9 protein-coding genes and 3 pseudogenes are annotated in these 13,265 nt (G+C 65.3%); 4 read left to right on the top strand and 8 right to left on the bottom strand.

What is annotated here, in order from left to right:
* Positions 1 to 48 precede the first annotated feature (48 nt).
* The 4 genes and pseudogenes from D1610_RS16830 to uvrA all read right to left on the bottom strand — a co-directional run bounded on the left by D1610_RS16830 (position 49) and on the right by uvrA (position 4,698).
* On the bottom strand, positions 49 to 501 hold the full coding sequence (locus tag D1610_RS16830; protein WP_222926945.1) for a hypothetical protein: 453 nt from the start codon (positions 499 to 501) through the stop codon (positions 49 to 51).
* 58 nt (positions 502 to 559) lie between these two features.
* Positions 560 to 1,411, bottom strand: coding sequence for a hypothetical protein (locus D1610_RS16825; RefSeq protein WP_147414278.1), 852 nt, complete (start codon positions 1,409 to 1,411; stop codon positions 560 to 562).
* A gap of 24 nt (positions 1,412 to 1,435) precedes the next feature.
* Positions 1,436 to 1,618 (bottom strand): annotated as a pseudogene (locus D1610_RS06540) (hypothetical protein); the annotation flags it as partial.
* 71 nt (positions 1,619 to 1,689) lie between these two features.
* The gene (gene uvrA, locus D1610_RS06535; protein WP_118863327.1) at positions 1,690 to 4,698 is read right to left on the bottom strand and encodes an excinuclease ABC subunit UvrA; all 3,009 of its coding nucleotides are present in this window, start codon (positions 4,696 to 4,698) and stop codon (positions 1,690 to 1,692) included.
* A 154-nt stretch (positions 4,699 to 4,852) separates the two neighbouring features.
* Between uvrA and D1610_RS06530 the strand changes: the two genes are divergently transcribed.
* Positions 4,853 to 5,449: a septal ring lytic transglycosylase RlpA family protein gene (locus D1610_RS06530; RefSeq protein ID WP_118863326.1), complete on the top strand. Its 597-nt coding sequence runs from the start codon at positions 4,853 to 4,855 to the stop codon at positions 5,447 to 5,449.
* Positions 5,450 to 5,468: 19 nt separating this feature from the next.
* On the opposite strand, the gene D1610_RS06525 is transcribed toward D1610_RS06530, so the two are convergent.
* From D1610_RS06525 to D1610_RS17595, 3 genes and pseudogenes are all read right to left on the bottom strand, one after another.
* Complete coding sequence (locus D1610_RS06525; protein ID WP_118863325.1) at positions 5,469 to 6,761, bottom strand: surface lipoprotein assembly modifier; 1,293 nt, start codon at positions 6,759 to 6,761, stop codon at positions 5,469 to 5,471.
* A 6-nt stretch (positions 6,762 to 6,767) separates the two neighbouring features.
* Positions 6,768 to 7,181 (bottom strand): annotated as a pseudogene (locus tag D1610_RS17600) (transferrin-binding protein-like solute binding protein); the annotation flags it as partial.
* A 504-nt stretch (positions 7,182 to 7,685) separates the two neighbouring features.
* Positions 7,686 to 7,997, bottom strand: a pseudogene (locus D1610_RS17595) (transferrin-binding protein-like solute binding protein); the annotation flags it as partial.
* 740 nt (positions 7,998 to 8,737) lie between these two features.
* On the opposite strand from D1610_RS17595, the gene D1610_RS06515 reads away from it, so the two are divergent.
* The 3 genes from D1610_RS06515 to D1610_RS06505 are packed head-to-tail and all read left to right on the top strand — an operon-like array spanning position 8,738 to position 12,596.
* Positions 8,738 to 9,265, top strand: a complete 528-nt coding sequence (locus tag D1610_RS06515) for an RNA polymerase sigma factor (protein ID WP_118863323.1) — start codon at positions 8,738 to 8,740, stop codon at positions 9,263 to 9,265.
* 36 nt (positions 9,266 to 9,301) lie between these two features.
* Positions 9,302 to 10,258, top strand: coding sequence for a FecR family protein (locus tag D1610_RS06510; protein ID WP_245942019.1), 957 nt, complete (start codon positions 9,302 to 9,304; stop codon positions 10,256 to 10,258).
* Positions 10,245 to 12,596, top strand: a complete 2,352-nt coding sequence (locus tag D1610_RS06505) for a TonB-dependent receptor (RefSeq protein ID WP_425453204.1) — start codon at positions 10,245 to 10,247, stop codon at positions 12,594 to 12,596. The genes D1610_RS06510 and D1610_RS06505 overlap by 14 nt, the downstream gene beginning before the upstream one ends.
* Here D1610_RS06505 and D1610_RS06500 read toward each other — a convergent pair.
* Positions 12,593 to 13,099 carry an RHS repeat domain-containing protein gene (locus tag D1610_RS06500; RefSeq protein WP_245942018.1) on the bottom strand — a complete coding sequence of 169 codons (507 nt, stop codon included), beginning with the start codon at positions 13,097 to 13,099 and terminating at the stop codon, positions 12,593 to 12,595. The genes D1610_RS06505 and D1610_RS06500 overlap by 4 nt on opposite strands.
* Positions 13,100 to 13,265: the final 166 nt, after the last annotated feature.

Here is a 13,265-nt window from a genome sequence, read left to right as displayed (position 1 = left end):
AGGTATTGTGTCCCCGGAATTCCCTTGTCCCAGGAATTCCCCTGGAATTTATTCTTTTTCACGCTTTGTACGAAGATACTCAAGTAAACTAAGCATATTTGTGAAGTTAACTACTCCCCAGCACTCTCGAAGAGAAAGGCTAAGTAATGTGTAAAGTATGACGCCGGAAATTCTATTATCAGTATCCCGTCCAAGAACAGTGATTTCTACACCACCACCAGCCATCACTGAGACATAGGCAAGCATTATAATTATAACTAGAATTGAAAGCTGAAACGCATACACATAATCTTCTGGAGGCCGATCATCGTTGAATAGTGCCGCTCTCAAATCGCCTGTCTGTAAAATCGTAGCCGCCCGCGTACTCCAAGCAAGTGAGACGCCAATTAAAATGGATGCTGCAGGAAACAGCGCTTTAGCCGCGAAATCGAATGGATCAGACCGGATGAAGGTTGCGGTGATTACACCTACCGTAACATGGATAAGCAGATACCAGTTCAATACGTTGAAAATGCCCGGTGGTCCGCTTTGCGCACCCCGAAAAAGCCAACGCCAAAAACTAACCATTGATCTGCCGAAACGAATTTCTCACTCTATCATATGCCTCGCGAGTGTGGCCGAGAATTGCGCCTAGCAGCGAATTGCTTGTTTCGACATCAACCGGCTCAACAACCGGATTGCCTGAGAGATGGACCCGCTTGGTTCTTCCGCCACCCTCTGGGCGCACATTAGCTGCCGCGGTTTCACCGACGGCTGCAACGGCCTTGGCAACCTCCTCTATTATTTCTCGATCTAGGTCGTCGCCCTCGACCTCGACGCGAGTGCGCTCGCCACCAACCGCTTGCGTAAATTCCTCGGCAGGCCGTTGGATGAGTCTATTTACATCGGGGGGGTTGGGACGGCTGGCTGTGAAGCTGAAACGCGTTACGGCCTGTGCGTGGCGGATCGCTTCAAGAAAGGTCATCGGGTCTCGGATCGGATCGACCACGATCGTTGAATTACTCTCGCGTGCATAAGGGGCTGCATTTAGAAGAGTCTGCAGCTTAGCCGCGATTTCTGTTGAGCTCTGCGATACACCAGTCTTTCGGATTACGCCGCATGTTTGGTGCCTTTGGTCAAATACACCAATCGTAAACGGGGCTCTCATTGCCTCCTCTTCAAGAAAGTTGTGGCTCACACTGTCGAACTGAGGTGATTTCACCGCCATTGTTCGCCCCATTGCGAACGCAAGTCCGTCTGGTGTTACGGTCTCAATGTTACCGATGTGCCATTCGGACCCTCGCCCAACATTCGCAGTAGGCTTCGCTTCAATTGATTTGGTAATAATTTCTATAGGTTCTCGAGTGGGTCGTAAAAAATCTCCCTGAGGCAGCAGTTCACATTTGATGCGCAGAACATGGATATAAAACATCGACGCCCTCCCCCCTTGGGAAAGCTACTCAGCAGCGATGGCCTTGTCATTACGTTGTTTACCCAGCAAGGGCGCCAGATAGCGCCCGGTGAACGAGCCCTTCGCCTTCGCCACTTGCTCAGGGGTGCCTTCGGCGACCACCTCGCCGCCCTTGACGCCGCCTTCGGGGCCAAGGTCCAGCACCCAGTCGGCGGTCTTGATGACGTCCCGCTTCGCGTGTGTTCGATCGAACAGTCCCCCGGACTGTTCGGCCTGCGGCCACCACCACAGCGTCGTTGTCATTCGGCAGCCGCTGCAACGGGACGGCTCAAGAGCGGCGCGAGGTATCTGCCGGTAAATGAGCCCTTTGCCTTGGCAACCTGTTCGGGTGTCCCCTCGGCTACCACTTCGCCGCCCTTGACCCCCCCCTCCGGGCCGAGATCGAGCACCCAGTCTGCCGTTTTGATCACGTCGAGATTATGTTCAATGACAACGACGGTGTTGCCCTGTTCGACCAGCGCGTGGAGGACTTCGAGGAGTTTGCGGACGTCTTCGAAGTGGAGGCCGGTGGTGGGTTCGTCGAGGATGTAGAGGGTGTTGCCGGTGGCGCGGCGGCTGAGTTCCTTGGCGAGCTTGACGCGCTGGGCCTCGCCGCCGGAGAGCGTCGTCGCCTGCTGTCCGACCTTGATATAGCCGAGGCCGACCTCCGCCAGCATCGCCATCTTGTCGCGGATCGGGGGGACGGCCTTGAAGAACTCGACCGCGTCCTCGACCGTCATGTCGAGCACGTCGGCGATCGATTTGCCCTTGAACTTCACCTCCAGCGTCTCGCGGTTGTAGCGCGCGCCGTGGCAGACGTCGCAGGTGACGTAGACGTCGGGGAGGAAGTGCATCTCGATCTTCAAGACGCCGTCGCCCTGGCACGCCTCGCAGCGGCCGCCCTTGACGTTGAAGCTGAAGCGGCCGGGCTTGTAGCCGCGCGCCTGCGCCTCCGGCAGGCCGGCGAACCAGTCGCGGATCTGGGTGAAGGCGCCGGTATAGGTGGCGGGGTTGCTGCGCGGCGTGCGGCCGATCGGCGACTGATCGATGTCGATCACCTTGTCGAGATGCTGGAGGCCGGTGACCTTGTCGTGCTTCCCCGCGAGGATGCGCGCGCCGTTCAGCGCGCGCGCGGCGGCGGCGTAGAGCGTGTCGATGGTGAAGCTCGACTTGCCCGAGCCCGAAACGCCGGTGACGCAGGTGAAGGTGCCGAGCGGGATCGAGGCGGTGACGCCGCGCAGGTTGTTGGCGGTGGCGTTGTGGACGGTCAGCTCGCAGCCGTTTCCCTTGCGCCGGCGGGCGGGGAGGGGGACCTCTCGCGTGCCGTTCAGATAATCCGCGGTGATGCTGGCGGGGCTGGCGGCGACCTGATCGAAGCTGCCATGCGCGACGATCTCGCCGCCATGGACGCCCGCGCCGGGACCCATGTCGATGACGTAATCGGCGGTGCGGATGGCGTCCTCGTCATGCTCGACGACCAGCACGGTGTTGCCGAGATCGCGCAGGCGCCGGAGCGTCTTCAACAGCATGTCGTTGTCGCGCTGGTGGAGGCCGATCGAGGGCTCGTCGAGGACGTAGAGCACGCCCGACAGGCCGCTGCCGATCTGGCTGGCGAGGCGGATGCGCTGCGATTCGCCGCCCGACAGCGTGCCCGAGGTGCGATCGAGGTTGAGATAGTCGAGGCCGACATTGTTGAGGAAGCCCAGCCGCTCGTCGATCTCCTTGAGGATCGCGCGGGCGATCTCGCGCTGCTGGTCGGTCAGCTGACCGGGCAGCGCGGCGAACCAGGCGAGCGCGTCGACCACCGAGAGGCGGGTGACGCTGGAGATGTCGCGCATGGCGATCTTGACCGCCAGCGCCTCCGGCTTGAGGCGTGCGCCATGGCAGGTCTCGCAAGGGTGCGAGGCCTGGTATTTGGCGAGCTCCTCGCGCATCCAGGCGCTTTCGGTCTGGAGCATGCGGCGGTTGAGGTTGCCGATGACGCCTTCGAAGGGCTTCTTCACGTCGTAGGACTTGCGGCCGTCGACGAAGGTCAGCGTGACGGGCTTGCCCCGCGTGCCGTGGAGGATCGTGTCGCGGACATCCTCGGGCAGGTCGCGCCAGGGGGTGTCGAGCGAGAAGCCGAACTCGCGCGCCAGGCTGCCGAGCACCTGCATGTAATAGGGGCTGGGCGGGTTCGACCTGGCCCAGGGGACGACGGCGCCCTTCTTCAGGCTGAGATCGTGGTTGGGGACGACGAGGTCCTCGTCGAACAGCAGCTTCTCGCCCAGGCCGTCGCACGCCGGGCAGGCGCCCTGGGGCGCGTTGAACGAGAAGAGGCGCGGCTCGATCTCGGCGATGGCGAAGCCCGAGACGGGGCAGGCGAATTTTTCGGAGAAGACGATGCGGTTGGCGGGGAGGGTGGCGCCTTTCATGGCGCCGCCAATTCCGTTCGTGTCGAGCGCAGTCGAGACACCTTCGCCTGAGGCACGTTTCTCGACTTCGCTCGAAACGAACGGGGTTCTGGCTTCGGCTACTCCCTTTGGTCGCGCAGTGGCTTCCGCCACCGTCACATCCACGAGATCCACATAGGCCAGCCCATCGGCGAGCTTCAGCGCGGCCTCGAAGCTCTCCGCCAGGCGGGTGGCGATGCCTTCGCCCACGACGAGCCGGTCGACCACCACCTCGATGTCGTGCTTGTACTTCTTGTCGAGCGCGGGGGCCTCTTCGATGTCGTACAGCTCGCCGTCGATGCGGACGCGGGTGAAGCCGGCCTTTTGCCATTCGGCGAGCTCCTTCCGGTACTCGCCCTTCCTCCCGCGGACGACGGGGGCGAGCAGGTAGAGGCGCGTGCCCTCCGGCAGCGCCAGCACGCGATCGACCATCTGGCTGACCGTCTGCGCGGCGATCGGCTCTCCGGTCGCGGGCGAATAGGGGATGCCGACGCGCGCCCATAGCAGGCGCATGTAATCGTAGATCTCGGTGACCGTCGCGACGGTCGAGCGCGGGTTGCGGCTGGTCGTCTTCTGCTCGATCGAGATGGCGGGGGAGAGGCCCTCGATATGATCGACGTCGGGCTTCTGCATCATCTCCAGGAACTGGCGCGCATAGGCGCTGAGCGATTCGACGTAGCGGCGCTGGCCCTCGGCATAGATGGTGTCGAAGGCGAGGCTGGACTTGCCCGAGCCCGACAGCCCGGTGATGACCGTCAGGGTATCGCGCGGAATGTCGATCGAGACATCCTTGAGATTATGCTCGCGCGCGCCGCGGACGGAGATGTGAGTCAGCATATGGCACACCTATGCTGCGTGATACGGGTGAGACTCATAGGGGTGTGGTTCTAGCTTTGTTCTGGAGATGAGGCTAGAGGGGAGATAGGGAGACGCCGCCCGGGTTGCGAGGGGCGGGTGGCGCATCGCGCGCCGAGGCGTTAGCGACGCGCGGATGGATGCGGGGATCGGACGGGCGGGGCGCTGGGCGGCGTTGCTCGCGGCGGGGCTGGCGATGGCGGGCTGCGGCGGCGGCGCGCGCTATCGCCCGGTGAGCGACGCGCCGGTCAGGATCGGCCAGCCCTACACCGTCCGGGGGCAGACCTACGCGCCGCGCGCCGAGCCGTTCTACGACGCGCTGGGCTATGCCAGCTGGTACGGCGGCGAAAGCGGCGACCGGACCGCCAATGGCGAGCGCTTCCGGCCCGACTGGATGACGGCGGCGCACAGGACGCTGCCGCTGCCGACCTATGTCGAGGTCACCGCGCTCGACACGGGGCGGACCATCCTGGTCAGGATCAACGATCGCGGGCCCTTCGCGCGCGGACGCATCATCGACCTGTCGAAAGGCGCGGCGGAGGCGCTGGGCATCCGCGCGCAAGGCCACGCCGCGGTGCGCGTGCACCGCGTGGAGCCCGACGAACGCGAGCGCGAGCGGCTGCGCAAAGGGAAGGGCCCGGTGGTGCGGCCGCGCGTGCCGGAAGCGGTGCTGGCCAGCCTGCGCGCGGAACTGGCGAGCGGGGCGAAGGCGGGGGAGATGGGGGGACGGTAGGGGCGAGGATGTCGCCCCGTCAGAACGCCCGGGTAACGCCTGCCTCCATCGCCACGCGCGAATAATCGTAGAGCCCGACGGTCGAGCTGTTGCGCTCGACGCTCGCGCGCAGGACGGGGGCGAAACCCCATAAGGTGGCCTGACGGAAGGTGGCGCCGGCCGTGGCGCGGAGCAGCCAATCCTTGCGCCGTTCGGGAAACAGGAACAGCCGCGCGTCCCCCTCCAGCCGGCGGACATCGGCGGTGACAAAGCCGGTGGTGCGGCCGAAATCGCGCCAATAGACCGCGCCCACCCCGCCCGATGCGGTGGCGTAGCCGGGATCGCGCGCGGTCTGGCGCAGGCCGCTCAGCGTCAGGCTGCCGCCCGAGCGCGCATCGAAGGCGCGTTCGATCGAGGCGCTCAGCGAATAGAGCCAGCCGTCCTGCAGATCGTTGAGCTTGTAATCGGCCCTGGCGACGCTGCCGTCGAGCACCAGTTGCGCCCGCTTGCTGACCGGATGCTGCCAGTTGACTGAGGCCGAGTGGGTGCGCGCGTAGAAATCGCCACCATACCATCGCCAGGTGGTGCCGATCGACGGGCGGATGCGGTCGCGCCCCGCCGCCCATTCGAGGCCGAGCTGGGCGGAGCTGGAGATGTCGTTGAACGCGCCCTTGCCGTAGAGCTCGGCCTGTCCCGACAGACGGGGCAGCAGCGACAGGCTGGGCGTAAGCGCGACGCGGGCATAGCCCTGGCCGGCGAGCTTCACGCCCAGGCCCGAGGTCTCGCGCGCGTCCTCCGACAGCTCGAGCGGGGCGATGATCGTGTCGAGCGTGGTGTCGTCGGTGGCGCGGTTGATATTGCTGTCGGGTGCGAGCGCGATCTCGAAGCTGCCGCCGAGCGTCTTGCGCGAACGCAGCGCGGTGGCGAACTGATCGACCACCAGCGACACCTCCGGCGGCAGCCCGCCCGCCTGGACCTGGCGCAACTCGCGCCTGGCGGCGCGCTCGTCGCCCATCAGCGCGAGGATGCGGGCGAGTTCGAGCCGGACGCGCGCGGCGTCGGGCTTTTCATCGAGCAGCGCGCGGAAGAGGACGGCGGCGTCGGTGTAACGCTTCTGATCCGCCAGCATCATGCCGAGTCGGAAACGCGCCTCTGCGCGAATCTCGGGATCGGGATCGGCGGTGAGCGCGCGGTAGATGGCTTCGGCATTGGCCAGTTGCCCCGCCGCGCGAGCCTGATCGGCGAGTTCGAAGAGCTGGGTGGCCGAATAGTCTAAACCCTGCTGGGCTCCGGCCGTAGCAGCAAGGACGATAATCGCGGCTCCTGGCATCATGCGCGATCAAGGCGTTCGCTTGGCGACTGCAATTCCGCTGAAATAGTGTAGCTGATAAGGAGCAGTAACCTCATTGTTGAGAGGCGTTTGAAAAGAGAAAGCGCCGGCAATTTCGGATGCATCCGGTCCATAGAGATTGCCGTGAAAGCCTCCTAGTACTTGGTCATTTCTCATGATCGCGGCGCTCATCGCTCCACTGCTAATTCTGCCATCATCGATAACATATGTCCCGAAATCCCGCGGATTGCCTGTATTTCGAGCCGTTCCGGCAAGGTTGAGCGAACCTGTGAAGCCTTGAGATTGGAAGGAAACGTCGAACCGACTAGTGCCGGTGATGTCCCACAAAGTGCCCCCCGCTTCCGGTTGGTTGGCAATGCCGTATGCGACCCCCTCGAAATGCGCATTGCCGGTTCGAGGCATTTGATCGACCGCTGTTCTAACTCCATAGACGAATGCAGCTTCTCTCGTGAATTCAGCAGTCGGCAGTCCGTTCTCCGGTTCTATCTGTTCCCACCGCCCAAAGCTGGCATAGCTGAGGGCCAGCTCATCGTTTCCGCCGCCGGGATTGTACATCGTAAGTCTGTTTGTGCGATCACCTTGCACTGTTTCATATACAGTAAAAAGGTTGTTCGATTTAGACTCAACACGAGAAGATGGATGGAACTGATCAATATTATCGAATGACCCAGTCAATGTATATCCGTCAGTCTGAACGTCGTAGCCCAGCTCAAGACGCGACGTGCCGAATCTGTCCGCCCTGACAATAACACCATCTGAATCAAGTACATAATGGAATGATGCAAACTGGGTAGAGAAGTTTTCGCTAAAGACAAGGTCAACAAGTGTCTGATTGCGTCCAGGCAGCGTATTGTCCTGTCGGCCGGTAATCGTACCAACAATAACGCTTCCGTAGTCACCGCTGCCAACAAAGGTCGCGCCTACTTCCTCGGCGGCAGGCCCATAAAATCGTCCATTGAGCTGTCCTGAAAATTGCTCAAAAACATTTGTACGAAATGTTCCCTCAAACCGATTGGCTCCCCCAATCTGGGCGCTTGCTGAAAAATCATACAAAAATGGATTTACGACACCTCCATCGAGAATCTCTTGAAAATCGACGTCCATCGAGAGCCGACTGCTTGCGAAATCCGCGGAAAGCGAACCAGCGCCCGAGTAGGTCGTCAGTCCCGATGATCCGATAAGGTCAATCGAGTATACGGCGCCCCCCGACCGGGGCATGGCGGCATCGGGCGTTTCCACCCCATAGGTAAACGCATCGACGCCAAGCGTATAAGATGATGAATTTTCTGAAACCCGTTGCCAGAAGCCCGAGCCGACATAGTTGTACGTAAGCGGCCCACTGCTGCCAGGCCGCGTCAATGACAACGCATCCTGTGTCGATCCATTAGTTCTGTAATAAACGTCGAAGAATGCGCTGCTGTCGCTGGCGCTGCGATCCGCTGGAGCAAATGTCTGCGAACGGCTGCCGCTGGTGATCGTGTAGCTGCGCGCGGCGGCGTCGTATCGTACGGTTACGGTGGAGCGTGCCGCCGTCGCCGAGCCGCCGCCATCCGATTTGCGGATTGTGCCGCTGCCCGATGCCGCATCGTTGGTGAAGTTTTCGCTGTACTGCAAATCCGCAAGCGACGTGTTGGTCGGCGTCGGTCCGGGCGTTGGCCCCGGAGTAGGCGTCGGCGTGCTGCCGATGCCGCCGCCGCCGCTGGTGCTGCCGCCGCCACAGGCTGCGAGCAGGGTGCAGGCCGCGATCGCGGGCCAAAGCCGAGCCGTCTTCATGTTGAAATAATCCCCCCCGGAACAATCCGTTATCGCTATGCGAGCGGTAGCATCGGGTCAATCCGGTTTGGCGCTGTTGATCCATTTCGGATGGATTCCGTGGTTGCGCCGCGCGTTCGGCACTGCTTGCCTCCGCCACGCCGCGCCCCTAACCACGCGCTCCATGCTTTCCGGGTCGTGCCACCATGTCCGCTGACGGGCTCGAGGCGGTGTTCCTCGCGCAGCGCGACGTGCTGCTGCGCTTTCTGCGCGCGCGGGGCGGGGGGGAGGCGGCGGAGGATCTGCTGCAGGAGCTGTGGGTGCGCATCCATGAGGCCGGGGCGCGGGGGCTGGGCGGGCCGGTCGCGCAGCCGCTGTCCTATCTCTACCGCATGGCCGACAATCTGATGCGCGACCGCTATCGGTCGGAACGGCAGGCGACGCTGAGGGACAAGAGCTGGACCGAGGATCATTCGGGAGCGATGCCGGGCGTGTCCGACGCGCCGTCTGGCGAGCGCGTGCTGATCGCGCGCGAGCGGCTGGCGCGCGCGGTCGCGGCGATCGACGCGCTGGGGCCGCGGGCTGCTGCGATCTTTCGCCGCCACCGCATCGACGGGGTGACCCAGCGCGCGATCGCGGGCGAGATGGGGGTGAGCGTCAGCACCGTCGAGAGCGACCTGCGCACCGCCTATCGCGCGCTCGCCGATCTTCAGGAGCGCGAAGATGAGGCATGAGGAAAATGGCTACGTCTATACGCTGAAGGGGCGATGATGGACGAACGGCGGGTGAGAATGCGCGATGAGGCGGTGGCATGGGCGGTCAGGGTCGACGACCCCGGCTTCGCCGACTGGGACGGCTTCACCGCCTGGCTGGAGGCGGACGCGCGCCACGCCGAAGCCTATGACCACGCCGTGCTCGCCGCCGAGGCCGCGGACGCCGGGCTGATCGTTCCCGCCTCGACGCCCGTGATCCGCCCCGCGCCCGCGCTTCGCCAGCCGCTGCCGCGCCGCCGCGCGCTCGGCTGGCTGGGCGGGGCGGTCGCCGCCTCGTTGGTGGCGGTGGCGGGCGTGCAGGTGTTCCAGGACCGCGCGCAGCCCTATGCGGTCGAGACGGCGGCGGGCGAGACGCGGGTGATCGCGCTCGCCGACGGATCGCGCGTCGCGCTGAACGGCGGCACGCGGCTGACGCTCGACCGCGCCGATGCGCGCGAGGTGACGCTGGAGCGCGGCGAGGCGCTGTTCACCGTCGCGCATGACGACAGAGACCCGTTCACGGTGCACGCCGGCAATGCGGAGATCGTCGACCTGGGCACGGTGTTCAACGTGGTGCGTGAAGGCGGCGAGACGCGGGTCGGCGTCGCCGAGGGGCTGGTCGCCTACAATCCCGATGCCGAGAATGTCCGGCTGGAGCCGGGCGAGACGCTGGTCGACGCCCAGGGCGTGATCCGCCTGGGCCGCGCGGCGACGGGCGATATCGGCGGCTGGAAGGCCGGGCGGCTGGTCTATGAGGGCGCGCCGCTGACGCAGGTGGCGGGCGATCTCGCGCGCGCGACGGGCACGCGCGTCGCGGTCGCTCCGGCGATCGCAGCGCGGCAGTTCACCGGCGTGATCGCGCTGCCGGAGAAGCGCGCCGGCTTCGTCGCGGAACTGGGGCCGCTGCTTGACGTGGAGGTCCAACCGGGCGAGCAGGGCGTCACCCTGAGTCCCCGAAACCGTGTCGCGCCATAGCCTGATCCCACTCTTGATGCTGCTTGCCTGCGCCGCGCCCGCGCAGGCGGGCGACGTGCGGCCGATCAACCTGCCGGCGGGCAAGCTGGGCGACGCGGTCGCCGCGCTGGGGCGGCAGGCGGGCGTGAGCGTCAGCGTGCCCGACCGGGCGATCTGGCGCGCGCGCGTGCCCGCCGTGCGCGGGGAGATGACCGTGCGCCAGGCGCTCGACCGGCTGCTCGCGGGGACAAATGCGCGCGCGGTGGCGCTCGACGCGCGCAGCTGGCGGATCGCCAGGGCGCCGCCGCGGGCATCGCGCCCCGCCCCGCCGCCGCCCGCGCCGCCGCCGCCGGCCGAGGAGCCGCCCGAGGCCGACATCATCGTCGTCGCCAGCAAGCGCGAGACAACCTTCGGCGGCTATGCCGGACAGGTCAGCCGCGTCGAGGGCGAGGACCTGGCGCTGGGCGCGCCCGCCGGCACCGAGGCGGTGGCGACGCAGGTGGCGAGCGTCACCTCCACCCATTTCGGAGCGGGCCGCAACAAGCTGTTCGTCCGCGGCATCGCCGATTCGAGCTTCACCGGGCCGACCCAGGCGACGGTGGGGCAGTATTTCGGCGATGTCCGCCTGACCTACAACGCGCCCGATCCGGGGCTGAAGCTGCTCGACGTGGCCGCGGTGGAGGTGCTGGAGGGGCCGCAGGGCACGCTCTACGGCGCAGGATCGCTGGGCGGCATCATCCGCGTGACGCGCAACGCGCCGCAGCTGCAGATCACCGGCGCGGAGATCGGCGGCGGCGTATCCTTCACCGAGCATGGCGAGGCGGGCGGCGATCTGAGCGGGGTGATCAACCTGCCGCTGGTCGAGGATGCGGTGGCGCTGCGCGCGGTCGGCTATCTCACGCGCGAGGGCGGCTATATCGACGACGCCGGGCGCGGGATCGCCGACGTCAACCGGACCGACATCCATGGCGGGCGGGTGATGCTGCGGCTCGCGCCCGGCGACGACTGGACGATCGACATCGGCGCGACGCTGCAGGACATCGACGCGCGCGACAGCCAGTACGCCGATCGCGACGCGCCCGAGCTCGCCCGCCGCAGCAGCATCGCCCAGCCCTATTCGGACCAGTATCGTCTGGCCGAGCTGGTGATCGCCAAGCAGTGGGACGATCTGCGCTTCGTCTCCTCGACCGGCTATGTCCGCCAGACGGTGACCGAGCGGTTCGACGCGACCACCGATCCGCAAGAGCCCCGCGCGTTCGACCAGATCAACGAGATCGAGCTGATCTCCACCGAGAACCGCCTCGCCCGGCCGATGGACGAGGGCTATGGCTGGATCCTGGGGATGAGCCTGCTGCGCAACGAATCCGAGCTGCGCCGCGCGATCGGCCCGATCGGCGAGCCGCGGCCGGCGACCGGCGTGCGCAACCGCATCGACGAGGCGACGCTCTATGCCGAGGCGAGCGTCGAGCCGGTCCGCGGCCTGACGCTGAGCGCGGGCGGGCGCGTCACCCATTCGCGTCTCTCGGGCGAGGGGCTCGACGTCGGGCGGATGCTCAACTTCGCCGATCGCCAGATGCAGGCCGACCGCGACGAGACGACGGTGCTGCCCTCGGTCTCGATCGTCGCCGAGCCGATCGCCGATGTCAGCCTGTTCGCGCGCTATCAGGAGGGGTTCCGCCCCGGCGGCCTCGCCGTCAGCGACGATTTCATCCGCCAGTTCGCCAATGACGAGGTCAGATCGATCGAGACCGGCGTTCGCTACGGCGTGCCGGGGGTGGATGGGCTGACGCTGGCGGCGACCTTCGCCTATACCCGCTGGAACAACATCCAGGCCGATTTCGTCGACGGCGCGGGCCTGCCGACCACCGCCAATATCGGCAACGGCCGCATCTATTCGTGGGATTTCCGCCTCGGCTGGCGGCCGCTGCCGGGGCTGTCGCTCGATGCGGGCTTCGTCGTCAACGACGGCGAGATCACCGATCCGCAGCCCGCCTTCCGCCTGGCGACGCTGGCAGAGCTCCCCAATGTCGCCGAGACGGGCGGGCGCTTCGGCTTCGACTGGCGCACCTTCCTGTCCGACACGGTCGACCTGCGCGTGGCGGGATGGGCGCGCTATATCGGCAAGTCGCGCCTTGGCGTGGGGCCGATCCTGGGCGGGCCGCAGGGCGACTATGTCGATACCGGCCTCACCGCGCGCATCGGCTTCGGGCGCTACGGCGTGACGCTGGGCGCGACCAACCTGACCGACAGCGTCGGCAACCGCTTCTCGCTCGGCTCCCCCTTCGACCTGTTCCGCGCCGACGCGATCACCCCGCTCAGGCCGCGGACCTTCCGCATCGGGCTGGATACGCGGTTTTAGGGGGGGGCTGGCGTCGCAGCGCCTGATGTCTGGTAGAGCCGGAGCAGCGGGTCGTAGGCGAGGGTGGTCCCCGGCCCCGATGTGAGCAGGTTCTCGCTCGAGTAGCCGTAGCTCGCCGCGCCCATGCCGCTGATGTTGCCGCGCGCGTCGTGGGTGAGGCTGGTGCTCCCCGCCGCGGTCAGCTGGTTCAAGCCGTTGGCGGTGTAACCCCGCGTGACGTTGCCGTGCCCGGTCCAGGCATAGAGGTCGTTGCCGCGCGTGCTGGTGACGATCTGCGAGGCCGGATTGTAGCTGAACGCGAGCGTCAGGTCATGTACCGTGCCCGACAGGTCCTGGGTCAGGCTGGAGAGCCGCGAGGTCGGATCGTAGGCGTAGCTCGTCACCGCGCCGTTGCCGCGCGTCAGGCTGGTGCGACGTCCCAGATCGTCATAGGCGAACGTCGCCAGAACCCCGGCGCCCGACGTTGCGCCGTTCTCGCGGATGTGCGTCACCTCGCCCGTCACCAGATGGTCGTAGGTGACATGGAACGCATCGGGCCAGGTCAGCCGCGTCCGCCGGGATCGTATTCGTAGGAAAGAACGGGAACTAGCGCTTTCACGCTAATTCCCGCAGTCGATATACACCCGGGGATTTCGTGGACTATTTCAAATAGACAATTCTAAATACAAT

Origin of the sequence: Sphingomonas gilva (genome assembly GCF_003515075.1) — a bacterium.
GTDB classification, from domain to species: Bacteria; Pseudomonadota; Alphaproteobacteria; order Sphingomonadales; family Sphingomonadaceae; genus Sphingomonas; species Sphingomonas gilva.
This window is presented reverse-complemented; position numbering and strand designations above follow the sequence as displayed.